Source organism: Tunturibacter gelidoferens, assembly GCF_040358255.1.
Classification (GTDB): Bacteria; Acidobacteriota; Terriglobia; order Terriglobales; family Acidobacteriaceae; genus Edaphobacter; species Edaphobacter gelidiferens.
The window spans coordinates 4,009,375-4,025,045 of sequence record NZ_CP132938.1; the positions used below are offsets into that span (position 1 = coordinate 4,009,375).

Consider the following 15,671-nt stretch of genomic DNA (forward strand, 5'->3'; position numbering starts at 1 on the left):
AGTTTCACAAACTTCCTATGCAGCCAGCCATCATTCGTGCAGAACGCGTTGAAAAATACTACTCGCAACCCAGCGAGAACCGCATCCAGGTCATCTCGCCGACCGACCTCTCGATCACGGCCGGAGAGATCGTTGCGCTCCTTGGGCCGTCCGGCTCCGGAAAGTCCACGCTGTTACGCATGTTGACCGGTCTATCCGCGCCCTCTGCCGGCGAAGTTTACTGGCACGAAAAACCAATTGCAACCGCCGAGGTCAATGTTTCAATTGTGTTTCAAAGCTTCGCTCTCTTCCCGTGGCTAACTGTACTCGAAAATGTCGAAGCTCCGCTGAAGGCACACGGCATGGAGGCTTCAGAGCGTCGCAAGCGCAGCCTGAAGATCCTCGACACGGTCGGTCTGGACGGCTTCCAGGCCGCCTATCCGAAGGAGCTCTCCGGTGGCATGCGCCAGCGGGTCGGCTTCGCGCGCGCGCTGGTCGTCGAGCCTGAAGTCCTGTTTATGGACGAGCCGTTCTCCGCGCTTGACGTCTTGACGGCGGAGAACCTGCGCAGTGAGCTGCTCGAACTCTGGCAGAACAAGACCATTCCGACGAAGTCGATCTTCATCGTCACCCATAACATTGAAGAGGCCGTTCAGCTCGCTGATCGCATCATCGTGCTCGGGCGCAACCCCGGCCATGTACGAACCGACTTCCGCGTCTCAATCCCCCACCCTCGAGACCGCAAAGCCACCTCCTTTACGCAGCTGGTCGACTACATCTACAAGGTGTTGACGCAGCCCGACGCCCAGCCGCCAGCCCTGCCCCAGACGTCCACGGGAAAAAAGGTGCGCGACCAACGGCAGATGCACTACCAGATGCTGCCACACGCGCGGCCCGGCGGAATCGCAGGCCTATTGGAGCTCGTACTCGATCACAACGGCAAGGACGACATCTACCGCCTCGCGGACGACCTCGCCTTCCAGATCGACGACCTGCTGCCGATCGTCGATGCCGCGCAGCTATTAGGTTTCCTGACCGTTACAGAAGGCGACGCTGCGATCACGTCCACCGGCACGGAGTACGCCAACTCCGAGATCCTCCGCCAGAAAGAGCTCTTCCGCACCGCAGCCGTCGAGAACGTTCTGCTCCTTCGTCAGATCGTGCGCGCTATCGAGTCCAAGAGCGACCGCAGCGTGCCCGAGGAGTTCTTCCACGACATGCTCGACGAGCAGTTCAGCGAAGACGAGACCCTTCGTCAGCTTGAGACCGCCATCAACTGGGGCCGCTACGCCGAGCTCTTCGACTTCGACGCCTCACGCCGCCGCTTCATTCAGTCTGAAAAACTGCATCAGGATGCAGACGCAAGCTCCACGGCGGAGATCGATGCATGATGAAGTTTCCGGATAGCTTCAGCAACATCCCCGGACGGGAGACGCTGGCGCGCTCGCAGGTACTGCAGCGCAGCTGGCCGGTGGTGCTGGACCTCTGCGTCGCCGGCATCGGACTGGCGTGTTTCTATGGAGTCGTCGTGATCGCGCGCTACTGGTTCGGCCATCCTGAGCCGGAGATCACCATCTCGCAGAGCCCGCGCGCGCTGCCGCAGTATGCGTTCTATTCGGTTGTAAGGATCGGGCTCGCCTACCTGCTGAGTCTCGTCTTCGCCATCGGCTACGGCTACATCGCCGCATACAGCAAGCGAGTGGAGCCGTTGATGATTGCGGGACTCGACATTCTGCAGTCGATCCCGGTTCTCAGTTTTCTGCCCGGCGTGATGCTAGCGATGGTTGCGCTCTTTCCCACCCGGCAGATAGGCGTTGAGATGGGCGCGATCGTGCTGATCTTCACCGGCCAGGTCTGGAACATGGCCTTCAGCTTTTACTCCTCTATCAAGAGCATCCCGCGAGAGCTCTCTGAAGCTGCAAGCATCTATAAGTTTTCCCGGCTGCAAAAGCTGATCCAGTTAGAGCTCCCCTATGCGGCGATCGGGCTTGTCTGGAACTCGATGGTGTCGGTCGCGGGCGGATGGTTCTTCCTGATGGCGTGCGAGATGTTCGTCCTGGGAACACGCGATTTCAGGCTACCGGGGCTGGGATCGTATCTCCAGACCGCAGCCGGCACAGGAAACTACTCAGCCATCACGTGGGGTCTGCTGACGATGATTGCCATTATCGTCGCGACCGATCAACTTGTCTGGCGGCCTGTCATCGCTTGGAGTGACAAGTTCAAATTCGAGCAGGTAGAGAGTGGATCGCGGGTTCGCTCACCGCTGCTGCATCTTCTGCAGCACTCTCGCGGACTGCGAACCCTGCGGCATCACACAGTAGTTCCTCTGGAGGAGGGTCTGTATCGACGACTCGCAGACCAACGCGTCGTCGGAGCAGCAGCGAAGACCGCGAAGTCTGAAGGCCTGGTGGCGAAAAACGGCATTGTGTCTGCCGTCTTGCGCGGGCTTGTCATCGTAATCGCGGCGGTTGCGGTTCTCTATGCAGCCTGGCAGGCGTTGACGCTTCTGCGGCAGGTACAAGGGGGCGAGTTTGTTGGGATTCTGAAGGGTGCGATGGCTACCTTCCTCAGAGTGAATGTGGCGCTCATCCTCGCAGCCGCATGGACGATTCCGGCAGGCGTCGCCATTGGATTTCATCCACGACTGGCTCGTATCGCACAGCCGATAGCCCAGATCGCAGCCTCTGTGCCTGCCACCGCGCTGTTCCCTGTTCTACTGCTGGCGCTGGTGCGGGTTGGTGGCGGAATGGGCATCGGCTCCATCGCGCTGATGCTGCTCGGAACACAGTGGTACATCCTGTTCAACGTGATCGCGGGAGCGATGGCGATCCCCTCCGATCTGAAAGAAGTCGCGACGCTCTTCCGCTTCACCACCATTCAGAAGTGGAAGACTGTCATTCTGCCTGGAATCTTTCCCTTTCTGATCACGGGCTTGGTAACGGCGTCGGGTGGCGCATGGAATGCAAGCATCATCGCGGAGTACTTTCGGTTGAAGAACCAGACGCTGCAGACAGTCGGACTTGGAGCGGTGATCAGTGCGGCGACGGACAGCGGAAAATTTCAGATTCTTCTTCTCGCCACCATCGTGATGGCCCTGATGGTAGTAACGATCAACCGACTGGTATGGCGGCCGCTCTACCGCCTCGCCGAGACGCGCTACAAATTAGGCGGCTAGTAAACAATCCCCCGGATCCAATCTTCCGACCAACGGGAGGACCAGTGCCCTTCACTTCACCCAGACAAGGTACACAAGTCACGAAGTGACCGCTCCACGCGCAGTGGGCCCGTCCGGCAGGACATCTAGCCCCTTGGCAGAGCAGGCGGCGGGGGCGGCGCTTTACGAAACGCAAAGATTACCGCCAGCAGCGGCGGAGCCAGCAACACTCCCCAGAACGGGATGATGATGCCAAGCACAATCGGGCCGAGGAACGCGGCCCACCACGGGACCTTGGTGGTGCGGTGCAGAACGTAAGGGCCAATCACGAGACCTTCAAGAATGACAATCAGACCGTAGAGGCCGAGAACAAGCCCGAGGCGCCACTCGTCATGGCCGCTGAAAGCAACCGCCAGAACCGGGCCAATCAACGCAATCATGCCGCCAAAGGTTGGGACGATCTGGAGGATGCCGCCAAGAATCGCCCAGAATGGAGCGAACGGAACGCGGATCAGTTCAAGCCCGATGAGCCACAGAACACCGACAATCAGGCCGTCGAGCGTAGCGGCACGCCACCAGTTGAGCAGCGCACCACCAGCAGTCTTGAGATGTGTCTTCGTATTGGTGTTTCGGATGTCCATGCCAACCTGACCGTCCTCACGCGCATCTGACATGCTGAAGCAGAACTATAAATCAAGCCACTTTCATTCGATGCGAACATTGCAGCTGCGATGGAGACGCTCGCTCGAACGGCACTGGAATGGAGCACGATCAAGATGGCTGTCATGATGCAGGCGTTTTACTGGGATGCACCGAAGCACGACAAAAAAGAGGGCGAGTGGTGGAACTTCGTCGCCGAAAAGGTCGAAGACCTTGGTAAAGCCGGCTTTGATGCGCTCTGGCTTCCTCCGGTTTCGAAGGCGTCCGATCACAGCTCCATGGGCTACGATCCCTACGATTACTTTGACCTAGGCGACTTCGACCAGAAGGGCGGCACCAAAACCTACTACGGCAACCGCGCAGAGTTGGAAGCCCTGATTGCGAAGGCACACGCCAACGGAATCTGCCTCTACGCGGACATGGTGCTCAACCACAACTCCGGCGCTGACGAAGAAGAGGTCAATCCACTCGACGGGCAGAAGCGCTGGACGAAGTTCAATCCCAAGAGCGGCAAGTTTCCGCGCGACTGGAACTGCTTTCATCCCAGCCGCTACGAGCAGGTCATGATGGAAGGCGAGAACTTCGCTGGATTCCCCCACCTCTGCCATCGCAACCCCGTCGTCTACACCGCGATGTTCGAGTACGCCCGCTTCCTCATCGAGGAGCTTGGATTCGACGGCTTTCGCTTCGACTTCGTAAAAGGATTCGGCGCCTGGATCATCGGGCTGCTGGCGAAGTACCGCTATGTAAAAGATGGCAATGAGTTCACACCTTACGTTGTTGGTGAGATGTGGTCGGGCGGCGAAGATATTGAACATTGGCTGGACAAAGTAAACAAGTTGACGGACACGCAGATTGCTGCATTCGACTTTCCGCTTCGCTACAAGCTGAAGGACGTCTGCGACAAGCCAAGCTACGACCTGCGTAACCTGACCGACGGCGGCGCTGTGGTGATGAAACGGCCGATGCACGCCGCTACCTTCGTCGACAATCACGACATGGGCGACAACGCCATCATCAACGACAAGATGATGGCTTACTCGTTCATCATGGTGCATGAGGGGTATCCCAGTATCTTCTGGTACGACTACTACAACAACGGATTGGCGCGTCCACTGACTCCAAATGGAATCGACGCCCTGGTCATTGCGCATCACAAGTACGCCGGTGGCGATTCGGAGATCCTCCACGCCGATCCCGACCTCTACATCATGCAGCGTGTCGGTTACAAAGACGACAAGGTCGATCAGCCGGGACTGATCTACGTGCTGAACAATCTTGGCGACAAGTGGTCTGGCACCTCCGTCAAGACGAAGTGGGCCAACCAGAAGTTCGCTCCGATTGCCTGGGACGGGCACGACACCGCTCACCCGGATGAACGGACCACGGATGCGGACGGCAGCTCTGAGTTCCCTGCTCCTCCGCGCGGCTTTGCCATCTACGCTCCCGTTTAGGAGATGTCCTGCCGGACGGGCGCCCTGCGCGGGCAGCGGTCACTTCGTGACACGTGTACCGGTCGGGGCGCCAGGAATGCTTGGGTCCTCCCGTTGGTCGGCACCAGCTCCGGCCTGCGACCAACGGGAGCATCACGCGAAGCGGTATACAAGTCACGAAGTGACCGCCGCCCGCGCAGGGCGCCCGTCCGGCAGGACCCTTTACCCAAAATAAAGTTCCAAAACGTGGCGTATTTTTAGCGAGTAAAAAACATGGTGCTAAAACACCACGTCAGCCACGCAAATCACCACGTTCTCACCAGCAAAAAACCATCATTTTGCATGGTGGAAAACCACAAACCCCCTCTAAAATCGCACCCGCCACCACAACCAGATTTTTTTCCAGGTTTCCCACCCGTTTTCTAGCTCCCGAGACACGAATGCTATCCTTAAACCATGAAATTTGGCGTTCTGGTCTTTCCCGGGTCCAACTGCGACCATGACACCCACCATGTTGTGGACGCGATTGCACACCAGCCCGTAACCTACCTCTGGCACGCCTCAGAGGACCTCCAGGGTTGCGACGCGATCCTCGTGCCCGGCGGATTCGCCTACGGCGACTACCTCCGAACCGGCGCCATTGCCCGCTTTGCGCCAGTCATGCAGTCAGTCAAGAAGTTCGCCCAGGGCGGCGGACTGGTGATGGGAATCTGCAACGGCTTTCAGATTCTGTGCGAAGCAGGTCTTCTTCCCGGCGCACTGATGCGCAACGCCAGTCAGCACTACATCTGCAAGCAGACGTTTCTTCGAACCGAAACGAACGATTCTCCCTTTACGCATGGACTGTCCCGCGGGCACGTGCTGCAGATGCCGATTGGGCATATGGAAGGCAACTACTTCTGCGATTCGGAGACGCTGCAAACACTGAAGAAGGAAGATCGCATTGCCTTTCGCTACGCAACTCGCGAGGGTGTGGTGACGGCTGCAGCAAATCCCAATGGATCGCTGGAAAATATCGCTGGCGTGCTCAGTGAAGGTCGAAATGTGCTCGGTCTGATGCCCCATCCAGATCGATCGAGCGAGACGCTGCTGGGATCCGCGGATGGTTTGCTGCTGTTTCAAGGAATGGCAGAGTCGTTGGCTTCGGCCCGGTAGGGCTGCGAATCGAATAACGCGGTGGTAACCTGTTCACGCGATGATTGACATTCACCATCACCTTCTGTGGGGCATGGACGATGGTGCTTCGAGCCTTGAAACCTCGGTGGCCATGGCGAAGATGGCTGCGGACGATGGGATCACGCACATCGTGTGCTCCCCTCATTCGAATGGGCAGTACTTCTACGACCCTCCAATCATCGACGCGAAGATTGTCGAGTTGCAGGAACGGTTAGATCGCGACTCGGTCGGGGTGAAGTTGGGCCGGGGATGCGACTTTCACATGTCGTATGAAAATATCCAGGAAGCCAAATTAGACCCGAAGAAGTTCAGCATCAATGGGCTCGGTTATTTGCTGGTGGAGGTTCCGGACTATGGGCTGCCCCGTGGGCTTACGGAGATCTTCTATCGACTGCAGCTTACTGGGCTAACGCCGATTCTGACCCATCCGGAGAGGAATCCCACACTACAGAACGATCAGGATCGAATCGCGGAGTGGCTGCAGCGCGGCGTGCTGGTCCAGGTCACAGCTGCGTCTGTGCTGGGACGCATGGGCAAGCACGCTGAACGAATGGCACATGAGCTGCTCGAGAATCGCTGGGTAAATTTCTTAGCGACCGATGCGCACAATACGACCTCCCGCGCGCCGAAGATGCGGGAGGCGTTCGAGCTGGTGGCGAAGAAGTATGGCCCGGACTATGCGCACCTGCTGTGCGTGTCTAACCCACTGGCCGTGTTTTTGGGAAAGCCTATGCCGCCACAGCTGGAAGCGCTGAATCTCTACGACGAGCTGCAGGAGAAGAGCTGGTGGCGGAAACTTCTGGGGCGGTAGATTCGCTTAGAAAATATGCCCTGCCGAACGGGCCCACTACGCGTGGGGCGGGCGTTCGCACGCCTTTTTAGAGCTTCGCGTGGTCCTCCCGTTGGTCGGAATGAGCGTCATTTGCGACCATCGGGAGCGCCTGGCGAAGCGGTCACGCGTCACGAAGTGACCGCCCCACGCGCAGTGGGCCCGTCCGGCAGGACATATTTTTACAGTCCGAGGCCGCCGTCGACGGCGATCAGCTGCCCGGTTATGAAGTGGGGCGCTGTGGCGAAGAAGACCGCTGCTGCGGCTACATCTTCGGCGGTGCCGTTGCGTTGCATGGGTGTTTTGCGGGCCAAATGTTCGTAAGCCTCATCGACCTCGCCCTGGACAATCATGCCAGGTGCGATGCAGTTGACGCTGATCTCAGGCGCCCAAGCCTTTGCCATGGTCTTGGACAGCATATGTAGCGCAGCCTTTGAGGTGCAGTAGTGGCCGTGGGTGGCCCAGGGATGCAGGCCTCCAAGCGAACCGATGTTGAGGATGCGTCCTTTGACGGCGCGAAGATGCGGGTGCGCTGCCTTGGCCATAAGAAAAGGAGCGCGAGTGTTGGTCGTGAACATCGCGTCCCATTGGTCGACCGAGATGTCTTCGAGTGCTTCTGAAGCGAAGATGCCCGCGTTATTGACGAGAAGGTCTATGCGGCTCAGATCGTTGACGACTGCGGCAACGGTCTGCTCGATGTCTTCGGGATCGCGGAGGTCGCAGCGAATGGCTAAAGCGTCGACGTCGTGCGCGGCGAGTGCGTGCACTGTCTGCTCTGCTTCGGCCTGGGAGGCGAGGTAGGTGATGGCTACGTCAGCTCCGCGCTCGGCGAGGGCCAGGGCGATAGAACGGCCGATACGCTTGGCCGCCCCGGTTACAAGCACAGTCTTCCCTGTTAGCGGCCTGTCCATAAATTCCTTATTGCTACTTATCCGTTATTGCTGGGGTGTCGAGTTGGGAGCGGCAGGCTGCGGCGGAGTTGCGGGCGGAGCGCTGGGTGCAGGTTTGGCGGCGGGCGTAGTCGGCCTTACAGGCTCCTGGACACCGGGCTTCCTGGTTGCGGCTTTGCCATCATTGTTCTCGTAGGAAGAGACCTGCTCTCTGGGATGAATCATGGAGACGGAGATCTCTTTGTTCGGTTCGGTTACTTCATACTCTTCGGCAAAGGTTGCGAATCCCTGCGCGATGACCTGCACGCGAACAGTACTGCCCGTAGGAATGACGTCGATAGTGGCCTTGCCCTCGGGATCGGTCTTCACCTCGAGGTTGCCTTCGTCTTTACCGTCCATCGACGGGTTGAAGATAACAGCGGCGTTCATGATGGGCTTGCCGTTGAACTTCTTTACGACCGTAACCTCGATGTGGGAGGTGGCCGGGGGCGACTTGTACTTGCGGCCCCGTTTTACAGGGGCACTCTGATCCTGGGCCTTGACGGGAAGGCTGGATGCGAAAGCAAAGAGGAGAACGAGAAACGATAGCGACCAGACGGTGCGGCGTGACGACATGGCCTCATTCTACGACTTTTGAGGTTTGGTTGTTGGATTTGGTGTGCTGCCGCAACCCCAAATGCTTGCGCGAGTTTCACTCACATTTCACGCAGCCGAGTTGACAACTGCAGGCGGGCTGACTATCGTTAGCAATCGGAAGGCTTGAGTGCTAACGGTCCGCAAGTTTGATGTGAGCCGGGTCTTTTGGCCTATTCCACTCTTTTATTTGCAGCTAGGGCCGGCGGTCGATGGCTGAGGCTGCGCTCAACAACGCGGACGGTTCCCCGTTCGCCTAAAATTGCACCAAGGAGATGTAAGCAATGGCGACAACATCATTTACACCGCTGCATGACCGGATTCTGGTTCGGCGGATAGAAGAGGGCGAAAGCATTCGTGGCGGGATCATCATCCCGGATTCAGCAAAAGAGAAGCCACAGCAGGGCGAAGTAATCTCCGTCGGCAAGGGCAAGTCGAACGACGAAGGCAAGGTATTCCCGCTGGATGTGAAGGCCGGCGACAGCATTCTGTTTGGCAAGTACTCGGGCACCGAGATCAAGATCGACGGCGAAGAGCTTTTGATCATGCGTGAGGAAGAAGTACTCGGAATCCTCAAGAAGTAGCACTTCGTGCCGTATACCGCGGCTTCGCCGCATAATCGGCGCTTCGGGCGCCTCACACAAACACTTTCACCAGCATTCCGCTGGCAACAGGAGTAAGACAATGGCAAAACAGATTCTGCATGGAGAAGATTCACGTCAGGCTATCCTGCGTGGCGTCAATATTTTGGCCGACGCAGTGAAGGTAACGCTTGGACCGAAAGGTCGCAATGTCGTTATCGAGAAGAAGTTTGGCTCGCCGACGATCACCAAGGACGGCGTGACCGTTGCCAAGGAGATTGAGCTTTCGAATTCGCTCGAGAACATGGGCGCGCAGATGGTTCGCGAAGTGGCTTCGAAGACCTCAGATGTCGCCGGCGACGGTACCACCACTGCTACCGTTCTGGCCCAGGCGATCTATCGCGAGGGTGTGAAGACGGTTGCTGCCGGTGCAAATCCAATGGCTCTGAAGCGCGGTATCGATAAGGCGGTTGAGGCCATCATCGGCAAGCGCGATGAGAACGGTGTTTCCGTAGGCGGTGCTTTGTCGACGTTCTCTAAGCCGGTTTCGGGCGATATGATTGCCCAGGTTGGAACGATCTCGGCCAACTCGGATTCGCAAATCGGCACAATCATCGCGGAAGCGATGAAGAAGGTTGGCAAGGACGGCGTTATTACGGTTGAAGAGTCTCGCACGATGGAGACGCAGCTGGATGTCGTTGAGGGCATGCAGTTCGATCGCGGTTATCTTTCGCCTTACTTCGTGACCGATGCGGAGCGGATGGAAGTTGCCCTTGAGAATCCTTACATCCTTATTTACGAGAAGAAGATCTCGTCGATGAAGGACCTGCTTCCCTTGCTCGAGCAGATTGCCCGTACCGCAAAGCCCCTAGTCATCATTGCTGAGGATGTGGACGGTGAGGCGCTCGCGACTCTCGTGGTGAACAAGCTGCGTGGGACGCTAAATGTCGCTGCCGTGAAGGCTCCTGGCTTCGGCGATCGTCGCAAGGCGATGCTGCAGGATATCGCGATTCTGACCGGCGGTAAGGCGATCACGGAAGACCTCGGCATCAAGCTTGAGGGTGTGAAGATCGAGGACCTTGGCACTGCGAAGCGCGTGACGATCGACAAGGACAACACCACCATCGTCGATGGCGGCGGTAAGGACGGCGATGTCGAAGGACGCGTGAAGGAGATTCGCGCACAGATCGACAAGACCACCTCCGACTACGACCGTGAGAAGCTGCAGGAGCGTTTGGCCAAGCTGGTTGGCGGCGTTGCAGTGATCAAGGTTGGCGCGGCGACAGAGACCGAGATGAAGGAAAAGAAGGCTCGTGTTGAGGATGCGATGCATGCGACGCGTGCGGCTGTTGAGGAAGGGATTGTCCCGGGCGGCGGTGTGGCGTTTGTTCGCTGCACCTCTGCGGTTGAGGCAGTGATCAAGAGCCTCGAAGGCGATGAGAAGATCGGCGCCACGATCATTCGTCGCGCGATTGAAGAGCCTTTGCGCATGATCGTCTCGAACGCTGGCGAAGAGGGTGCGGTTGTGATCGGCAAGATCCACGAATCGAAGGAGGCCAACTACGGCTACAACGCCGCGACAGGCGCCTACGAGGACCTGGTGAAGGCTGGCGTTATCGATCCTACGAAGGTGACGCGTACTGCTCTGCAGAATGCGGCTTCGATCGCTGGGTTGATGCTGACCACCGAGGCGATGATCGCTGATATCCCGGAGAAGAAGGAAGCTGCGGGCGGCGGACATCAGCATGGCGGCGGCGGTATGGACGGCATGTACTAAGAGGTTGTTTCAAGAAAAAAAGTGGAGCCCCGGTGAGAGCCGGGGCTTTGCTGTTTTTGCTGGAGTTTTGAGGGGTGTTTTGGGAAAAGCAGCGTTTTGATGGTGGTTTTTTGGTGGTGAAGCTGTGGTGTTTTGCGTGGTGGACGTGGTGTTTTGGATGGCTGTTTTATCGAGCTGAAAAATGCGCCACCATAACTTAACTTTTCTGTGGAAATTTGATTTTTTCTTGAGGTCGCCGGTGGATCGTCTCGCGGCGCGTTATCGGTTTCCTTGGGTTTCGGGTACAAACGAAGATTTGACCTTTGAGTGACCAGGGTATGACAAGGCCGAAGCTGACTGGGTGATAGGTTCCTCTTGGGTCTCTGGATCCTGGGGGAAATGTATCGCTTTATGTCGACGAAGACGCCAGTTAGAGCGCTGCTGCGAAGGAGATTGCCCCCTGACGTGTATGTGGGCCTTCGCAACGTGAAGAGGTCTCCGGTTCGCGCGTTTCAGTGGGCGATGGATCGGTGCGGTTTTGTCGTGGCGAGAAAGAGCGACTACTATTCACCGCTGCCTTCCCGGCGGAGATTGCAGACGACGCGGGGACGATGGGACAGGCCGAGTGCCCTGCTGGGTGTTGAGTACGATCTGGCGGGGATGAAGGGTACGCTGGCCGAGCTGCTTGCTCTGTATCAGGAGGAGTTTCTTGAGCTGACACCCTATGAGGAGGTGTTGCAGCGCGGATTTGGTCACGGCTATCCACGAGTGGATGCGATGGTTTTGTATGCGATGTTGCGTTGGAAGAGACCTAAGCGGTATGTCGAGGTTGGGTCTGGGTTGTCGACCTACTACGCAAGTCTCGCGGCAGAGCGAAATGCGCGGGAGGGCAGTCCGATGAGGATCACGTGTGTTGAACCTAATCCGTTCGAGGCTTTGTGGGAGATACCTGAGATCCGAGTGCTGCAACAGGAGGTACAGGATGTGGGAGTTGAGCTGTTCACGTCGCTGGGCAGGAATGACGTGCTGTTTATCGACTCAAGCCACATCGTACGTCTGGATGGAGATGTGCCGTTCTTGTTTCTGGAGGTGCTGCCTGAGATGGCTCCTGGAGCCGTGATTCACGTTCACGACATTCCTTTTCCTTACCACGGACCACATCCGGCGGAGTATTGGATCTATGAGAGTGTGTGGCCGATGTGGTGGAACGAGTCGATGCTGCTGCATGCGCTTCTGTGTGGAAGCAGTCAGTTTGCGGTGACGTTGTCGGCTCCGCTGATTCGTCATCATGACGAGGCGTTTCTGCGCAGGGTGGTGTCGGACTATCGCGGGGTGGACACGGAGCCGAATACGTTTTCGTCGATATGGATTGAGCGGGTTTGAACTACGCACCGAATGTGTGACACCGGCAAGCCCGGGCATAATCGGCCCTAGTCGTGGTAGGCAGTGACCTTCGGCAGAAAGATACGGATCGTCGTGCCGTGGTTCTCCGGGGCATCGCTGCTTTCGATCTCGATCTGACCACCGTGACCTTCGACAAACTGCTTAGCCACAAACAATCCAATGCCGGTACCCACGGTGCTGCGAGTGGTGAAGAAGGCGTCGAACACCCTGGGCAGATGCTCGGGTGCGATCCCCACGCCATCATCCTGGACGGTCAGGATCATCCCATCCGTGGAACGCTTCGCGTCCTCGACGGAGACGGAGAGAACGCCGCCTGCCGGCATAGCGTAGATCGAGTTGGCGATCAGGTTCGAGATCACCTGCATCATTTCGCCGCGGCGCAACACAATTTTGGCCGACGAATCGAGCGCGGTCCTGATCTCAATGCTGGAAGCTTTACATCGTGGCTCGTAGATCGTAATCGCGTGGAGGGCAATCTCTTTGAGCGAGGCATTGCTGGCCGAAGCGTGTTCCCGGTAGTAGCCTAGCGTCTGCTTGGCGATGTGGGCGACGCGGCCTAGCTCATCTTCCGCAGAGCTGAGGTAGTTGATGCCCGAGGGGTCGGTGATCATGGGGCGGAGAAGGTAGAGCAGATTCATCACCGATTCAAGGGGATTATTAATCTCGTGGGCGATCGTCGCGGCCATGCGGCCTGTCGCAGCGATTTTCTCTGCCTGCAATAGGGACTCTTCGATGCGTTTGCGTCCTGAGATATCGCGGAGAATCTTGGAGGCCCCAATGACTCGTCCGTGCTCGTCCCTGATGGGAGACACCGTAAGCGAGACCTCGACCAGTCGACCGCCCTTGGTAAGGCGCACAGTCTCGAAGTGTTCGACCCGCTTTCCGGAGCGAATGCTTGCGATGATGGTCTTTTCGTCGGAGTGGAGGTGCTCCGGAATGAGCCTGAGAATCGACGAGCCGACTATCTCGTCTGCCGAGTAGCCGAAGACGCGGGTGGCCGCCGCGTTCCAGCTGGTGATGATGCCATTGAGATCTTTGCTCACGATGACGTCGTCGGAGGATTCAACGATGGCCGCGAGTTCAGAAAGGCGCTTGGAACTATTCCGTACCGCTTCCTGGCCGCTTCTGACTTCCGTGATGTCCCGAACAGTGCCGAGGATCTGTCCGGCAGAACCATGCATCTTTGGCTGAAGTTGCCCACAGACCTCGATCCAACGCAGAGTCTTATCGGGACGACAGATCATTCCTTCGAACTGGAACGGTGTGCCATTTTGCAGGGTTGATTCGGTAGCCTCTCGAAAGGATTGGCGGAAGTCGGGATGCACGACCTCGTTGATGAACGCGGAGCCGTTGATGGGGCCTTCTTCGCGCGTCCGCCCGAAGATCTCGTACATCTGGTCATTTTCCCAGATTCCACTATCTTCAAGGGTGTCCCACATGAACACTCCAAGCTTCGCAACCTCTGTTGCCAGCTTCAGCTTTGTCTCGCTTTCGCGAAGTTTGCGAGCTCCCATCACGATGTCGGTCGTGTTGCGGTAAGCATCGTAGATGCCTACGATCCTGGCGTTTTCATAGACCGGGATGAGTGAATAGCTCCAATAATGGTCCTCCAGAACTCCATCCAGGAAGATCGGGATGAACATGTTGTCTCGTACCGCTGTCAGGCCTTGGTAGAGACAGGCATTCAGATCGGCACTGACCAGATCCCAGGCCTCCGGGAAGACATCGCGGTATAGACCGCCGAGCGCGCTGGGGTGCTTTCCCATCAGGGTGGGGATGGCCGCATCGTTGTACAGAAACACCATCTCCGGCCCCCAGGAGAGGATGGTTGGAAATGGCGAATGCAACATGAGATTTACGGTGGTGACGAGGGTCTCGGACCAGTCTTCGATGGGCCCCAGGGGTGTCGAGCTCCATTCGTGGGCTCGAATGCGATCGGCCATCTCGCTGTTTCCGGTAATCAGGGTCTTCGCTCGTGCTGTCGGAGCGGGTGCACTTACAGTCATTGGATCACCGGCTCGAACATTATGCGTTCCAGTATCCACTAATGACTACCTTTCGTATTCGCTCAATTTCAGAAGATTAGTATAGTCATCTACCCGACGCATAATCACGTAAGAATATAAGCGGCCCAACCCCCGCGTTCAGCTTCCGGGGTTGAGCCACTGTTGTGTGTCTGTTGAGTATTCGCTTGGGGATTAGTTGGAGACGACGGTCCCGGGACGGACCTGAGAGGGAGCGCGGAGTTTGGTCCTGGGCAGATCCGTCGAGGTTCTGAGGCTGACGAGTTTTTTGTTCGCGTCTACGGGAAAGGTGGCGATGTAGGTTCGAGCGATGGCCTCCTGGAACTGCTGGAGGTAGGGGGCCATGGAGACGGGGTTTTGGCCGGTGCTTTGGTAGAGGGAGAGGCCGCCTGTTCCCTCGGCGAGTTGGGAGAGATAGTTCTGGCCGCTGAAGCTGCCGCGGCCACGAGCGAAGCCGGCGTCGCTGAAGTAGATGGAGTAGACGGGGACGCCAGCGCGCTGGGCATCGGTGACGGAGGCGTCGACGTAGGGGCTGTTTTGATTGAGCGGGCTGGTGCTGCCGTTGTAGGGGTCTACGCCGTTGGTGATCATGAGGACGAAGCGGGGCTTGTGAACGGGGCCTTCTCTGCGCTGGACGGGGTTGATCTGATTCTCAGCCTGACCGGGCCAGTTCTTGACGAACTCGGAGAGGCAGAAGTAGGGGCTGGCGCTGGAGCCGGGGATGCCGCTGGGGATGCGGAGGCCTTGGGCTGCGGCGGCGAGGTTGGAGGTAAAGCCTGCGGAGCCGGAGCCGGGGCGGACCGTGCCGTTCTGCATGTAGCCGACGAAGACTTCAGTGCCTGCGGGAAGGCCGGTGATGAAGGCGCGGAGGTTGTTCAGTTCACGGCCGACGCTGGTGCGCAAGCCGTCGTCGATGAGAAGAGCGACCTGGGCTCCGCCGGGCGGTATGGGGGCGAGATTGGCGAGTGGGGTGGCGTGGTTGTCGATTTTGATGGTGAGATCTTTTGCGGTGGGGCTGACGGGGGTCTTGGAATCGAAGGCGACGAGGGCCTGCGTGGAGGCGGGGCCTTCCTGAGCGTAGGCTGCGGTCGTCGTAGTTGCTGCGAGGAGAGTAAGTGCAAGAAGATATCGGTTCATTTTTGTTCCCTT

Annotated in this window: 13 protein-coding genes; 8 read left to right on the forward strand and 5 right to left on the reverse strand. The window is 57.9% G+C overall.

The window, feature by feature from the left end; genetic code table 11:
- The first annotated feature begins 17 nt into the window (after positions 1-17).
- Together RBB81_RS17485 and RBB81_RS17490 are read left to right on the forward strand one after the other, a co-directional pair.
- Positions 18-1,370, forward strand: coding sequence for a nitrate/sulfonate/bicarbonate ABC transporter ATP-binding protein (locus RBB81_RS17485; protein WP_353071526.1), 1,353 nt, complete (start codon positions 18-20; stop codon positions 1,368-1,370).
- A complete protein-coding gene (locus RBB81_RS17490; RefSeq protein ID WP_183787989.1) occupies positions 1,367-3,157 on the forward strand; it encodes an ABC transporter permease in 1,791 nt (596 codons plus the stop codon). Before RBB81_RS17485 ends, RBB81_RS17490 begins: the two co-directional genes overlap by 4 nt.
- Positions 3,158-3,282: 125 nt before the next feature.
- Here RBB81_RS17490 and RBB81_RS17495 read toward each other — a convergent pair whose 3' ends face one another.
- Positions 3,283-3,777, reverse strand: a complete 495-nt coding sequence (locus tag RBB81_RS17495) for an AI-2E family transporter (RefSeq protein WP_183787988.1) — start codon at positions 3,775-3,777, stop codon at positions 3,283-3,285.
- A gap of 90 nt (positions 3,778-3,867) precedes the next feature.
- On the opposite strand from RBB81_RS17495, the gene RBB81_RS17500 reads away from it, so the two are divergent.
- From RBB81_RS17500 to RBB81_RS17510, 3 genes are all read left to right on the forward strand, one after another.
- Positions 3,868-5,250: an alpha-amylase domain-containing protein gene (locus tag RBB81_RS17500; protein WP_353071527.1), complete on the forward strand. Its 1,383-nt coding sequence runs from the start codon at positions 3,868-3,870 to the stop codon at positions 5,248-5,250.
- Positions 5,251-5,685: 435 nt separating this feature from the next.
- Entirely contained in the window at positions 5,686-6,384 is a 699-nt protein-coding gene (gene purQ / locus RBB81_RS17505) for a phosphoribosylformylglycinamidine synthase subunit PurQ (RefSeq protein WP_353071528.1), read from the forward strand.
- A 40-nt stretch (positions 6,385-6,424) separates the two neighbouring features.
- A complete protein-coding gene (locus tag RBB81_RS17510; protein WP_353071529.1) occupies positions 6,425-7,216 on the forward strand; it encodes a tyrosine-protein phosphatase in 792 nt (263 codons plus the stop codon).
- A 200-nt stretch (positions 7,217-7,416) separates the two neighbouring features.
- On the opposite strand, the gene RBB81_RS17515 is transcribed toward RBB81_RS17510, so the two are convergent.
- A complete protein-coding gene (locus RBB81_RS17515) occupies positions 7,417-8,145 on the reverse strand; it encodes an SDR family NAD(P)-dependent oxidoreductase (protein WP_353071530.1) in 729 nt (242 codons plus the stop codon).
- 24 nt (positions 8,146-8,169) lie between these two features.
- Positions 8,170-8,739, reverse strand: coding sequence for a hypothetical protein (locus RBB81_RS17520; protein WP_353071531.1), 570 nt, complete (start codon positions 8,737-8,739; stop codon positions 8,170-8,172).
- A gap of 302 nt (positions 8,740-9,041) precedes the next feature.
- Here RBB81_RS17520 and RBB81_RS17525 point away from each other — a divergent pair, with 302 nt between their 5' ends.
- The 3 genes from RBB81_RS17525 (at position 9,042) to RBB81_RS17535 (ending at position 12,477) form a co-directional block, all read left to right on the forward strand.
- Positions 9,042-9,341 carry a co-chaperone GroES gene (locus RBB81_RS17525; protein ID WP_020713919.1) on the forward strand — a complete coding sequence of 100 codons (300 nt, stop codon included), beginning with the start codon at positions 9,042-9,044 and terminating at the stop codon, positions 9,339-9,341.
- A gap of 100 nt (positions 9,342-9,441) precedes the next feature.
- Positions 9,442-11,115, forward strand: a complete 1,674-nt coding sequence (gene groL, locus RBB81_RS17530) for a chaperonin GroEL (RefSeq protein ID WP_179584174.1) — start codon at positions 9,442-9,444, stop codon at positions 11,113-11,115.
- A gap of 390 nt (positions 11,116-11,505) precedes the next feature.
- Positions 11,506-12,477, forward strand: coding sequence for a class I SAM-dependent methyltransferase (locus RBB81_RS17535; RefSeq protein WP_183787983.1), 972 nt, complete (start codon positions 11,506-11,508; stop codon positions 12,475-12,477).
- A 47-nt stretch (positions 12,478-12,524) separates the two neighbouring features.
- Here RBB81_RS17535 and RBB81_RS17540 read toward each other — a convergent pair whose 3' ends face one another.
- On the reverse strand, positions 12,525-14,504 hold the full coding sequence (locus RBB81_RS17540; RefSeq protein ID WP_183787982.1) for a PAS domain-containing sensor histidine kinase: 1,980 nt from the start codon (positions 14,502-14,504) through the stop codon (positions 12,525-12,527).
- A 192-nt stretch (positions 14,505-14,696) separates the two neighbouring features.
- Positions 14,697-15,659, reverse strand: a complete 963-nt coding sequence (locus RBB81_RS17545) for a hypothetical protein (protein WP_183787981.1) — start codon at positions 15,657-15,659, stop codon at positions 14,697-14,699.
- Positions 15,660-15,671 lie beyond the last annotated feature (12 nt).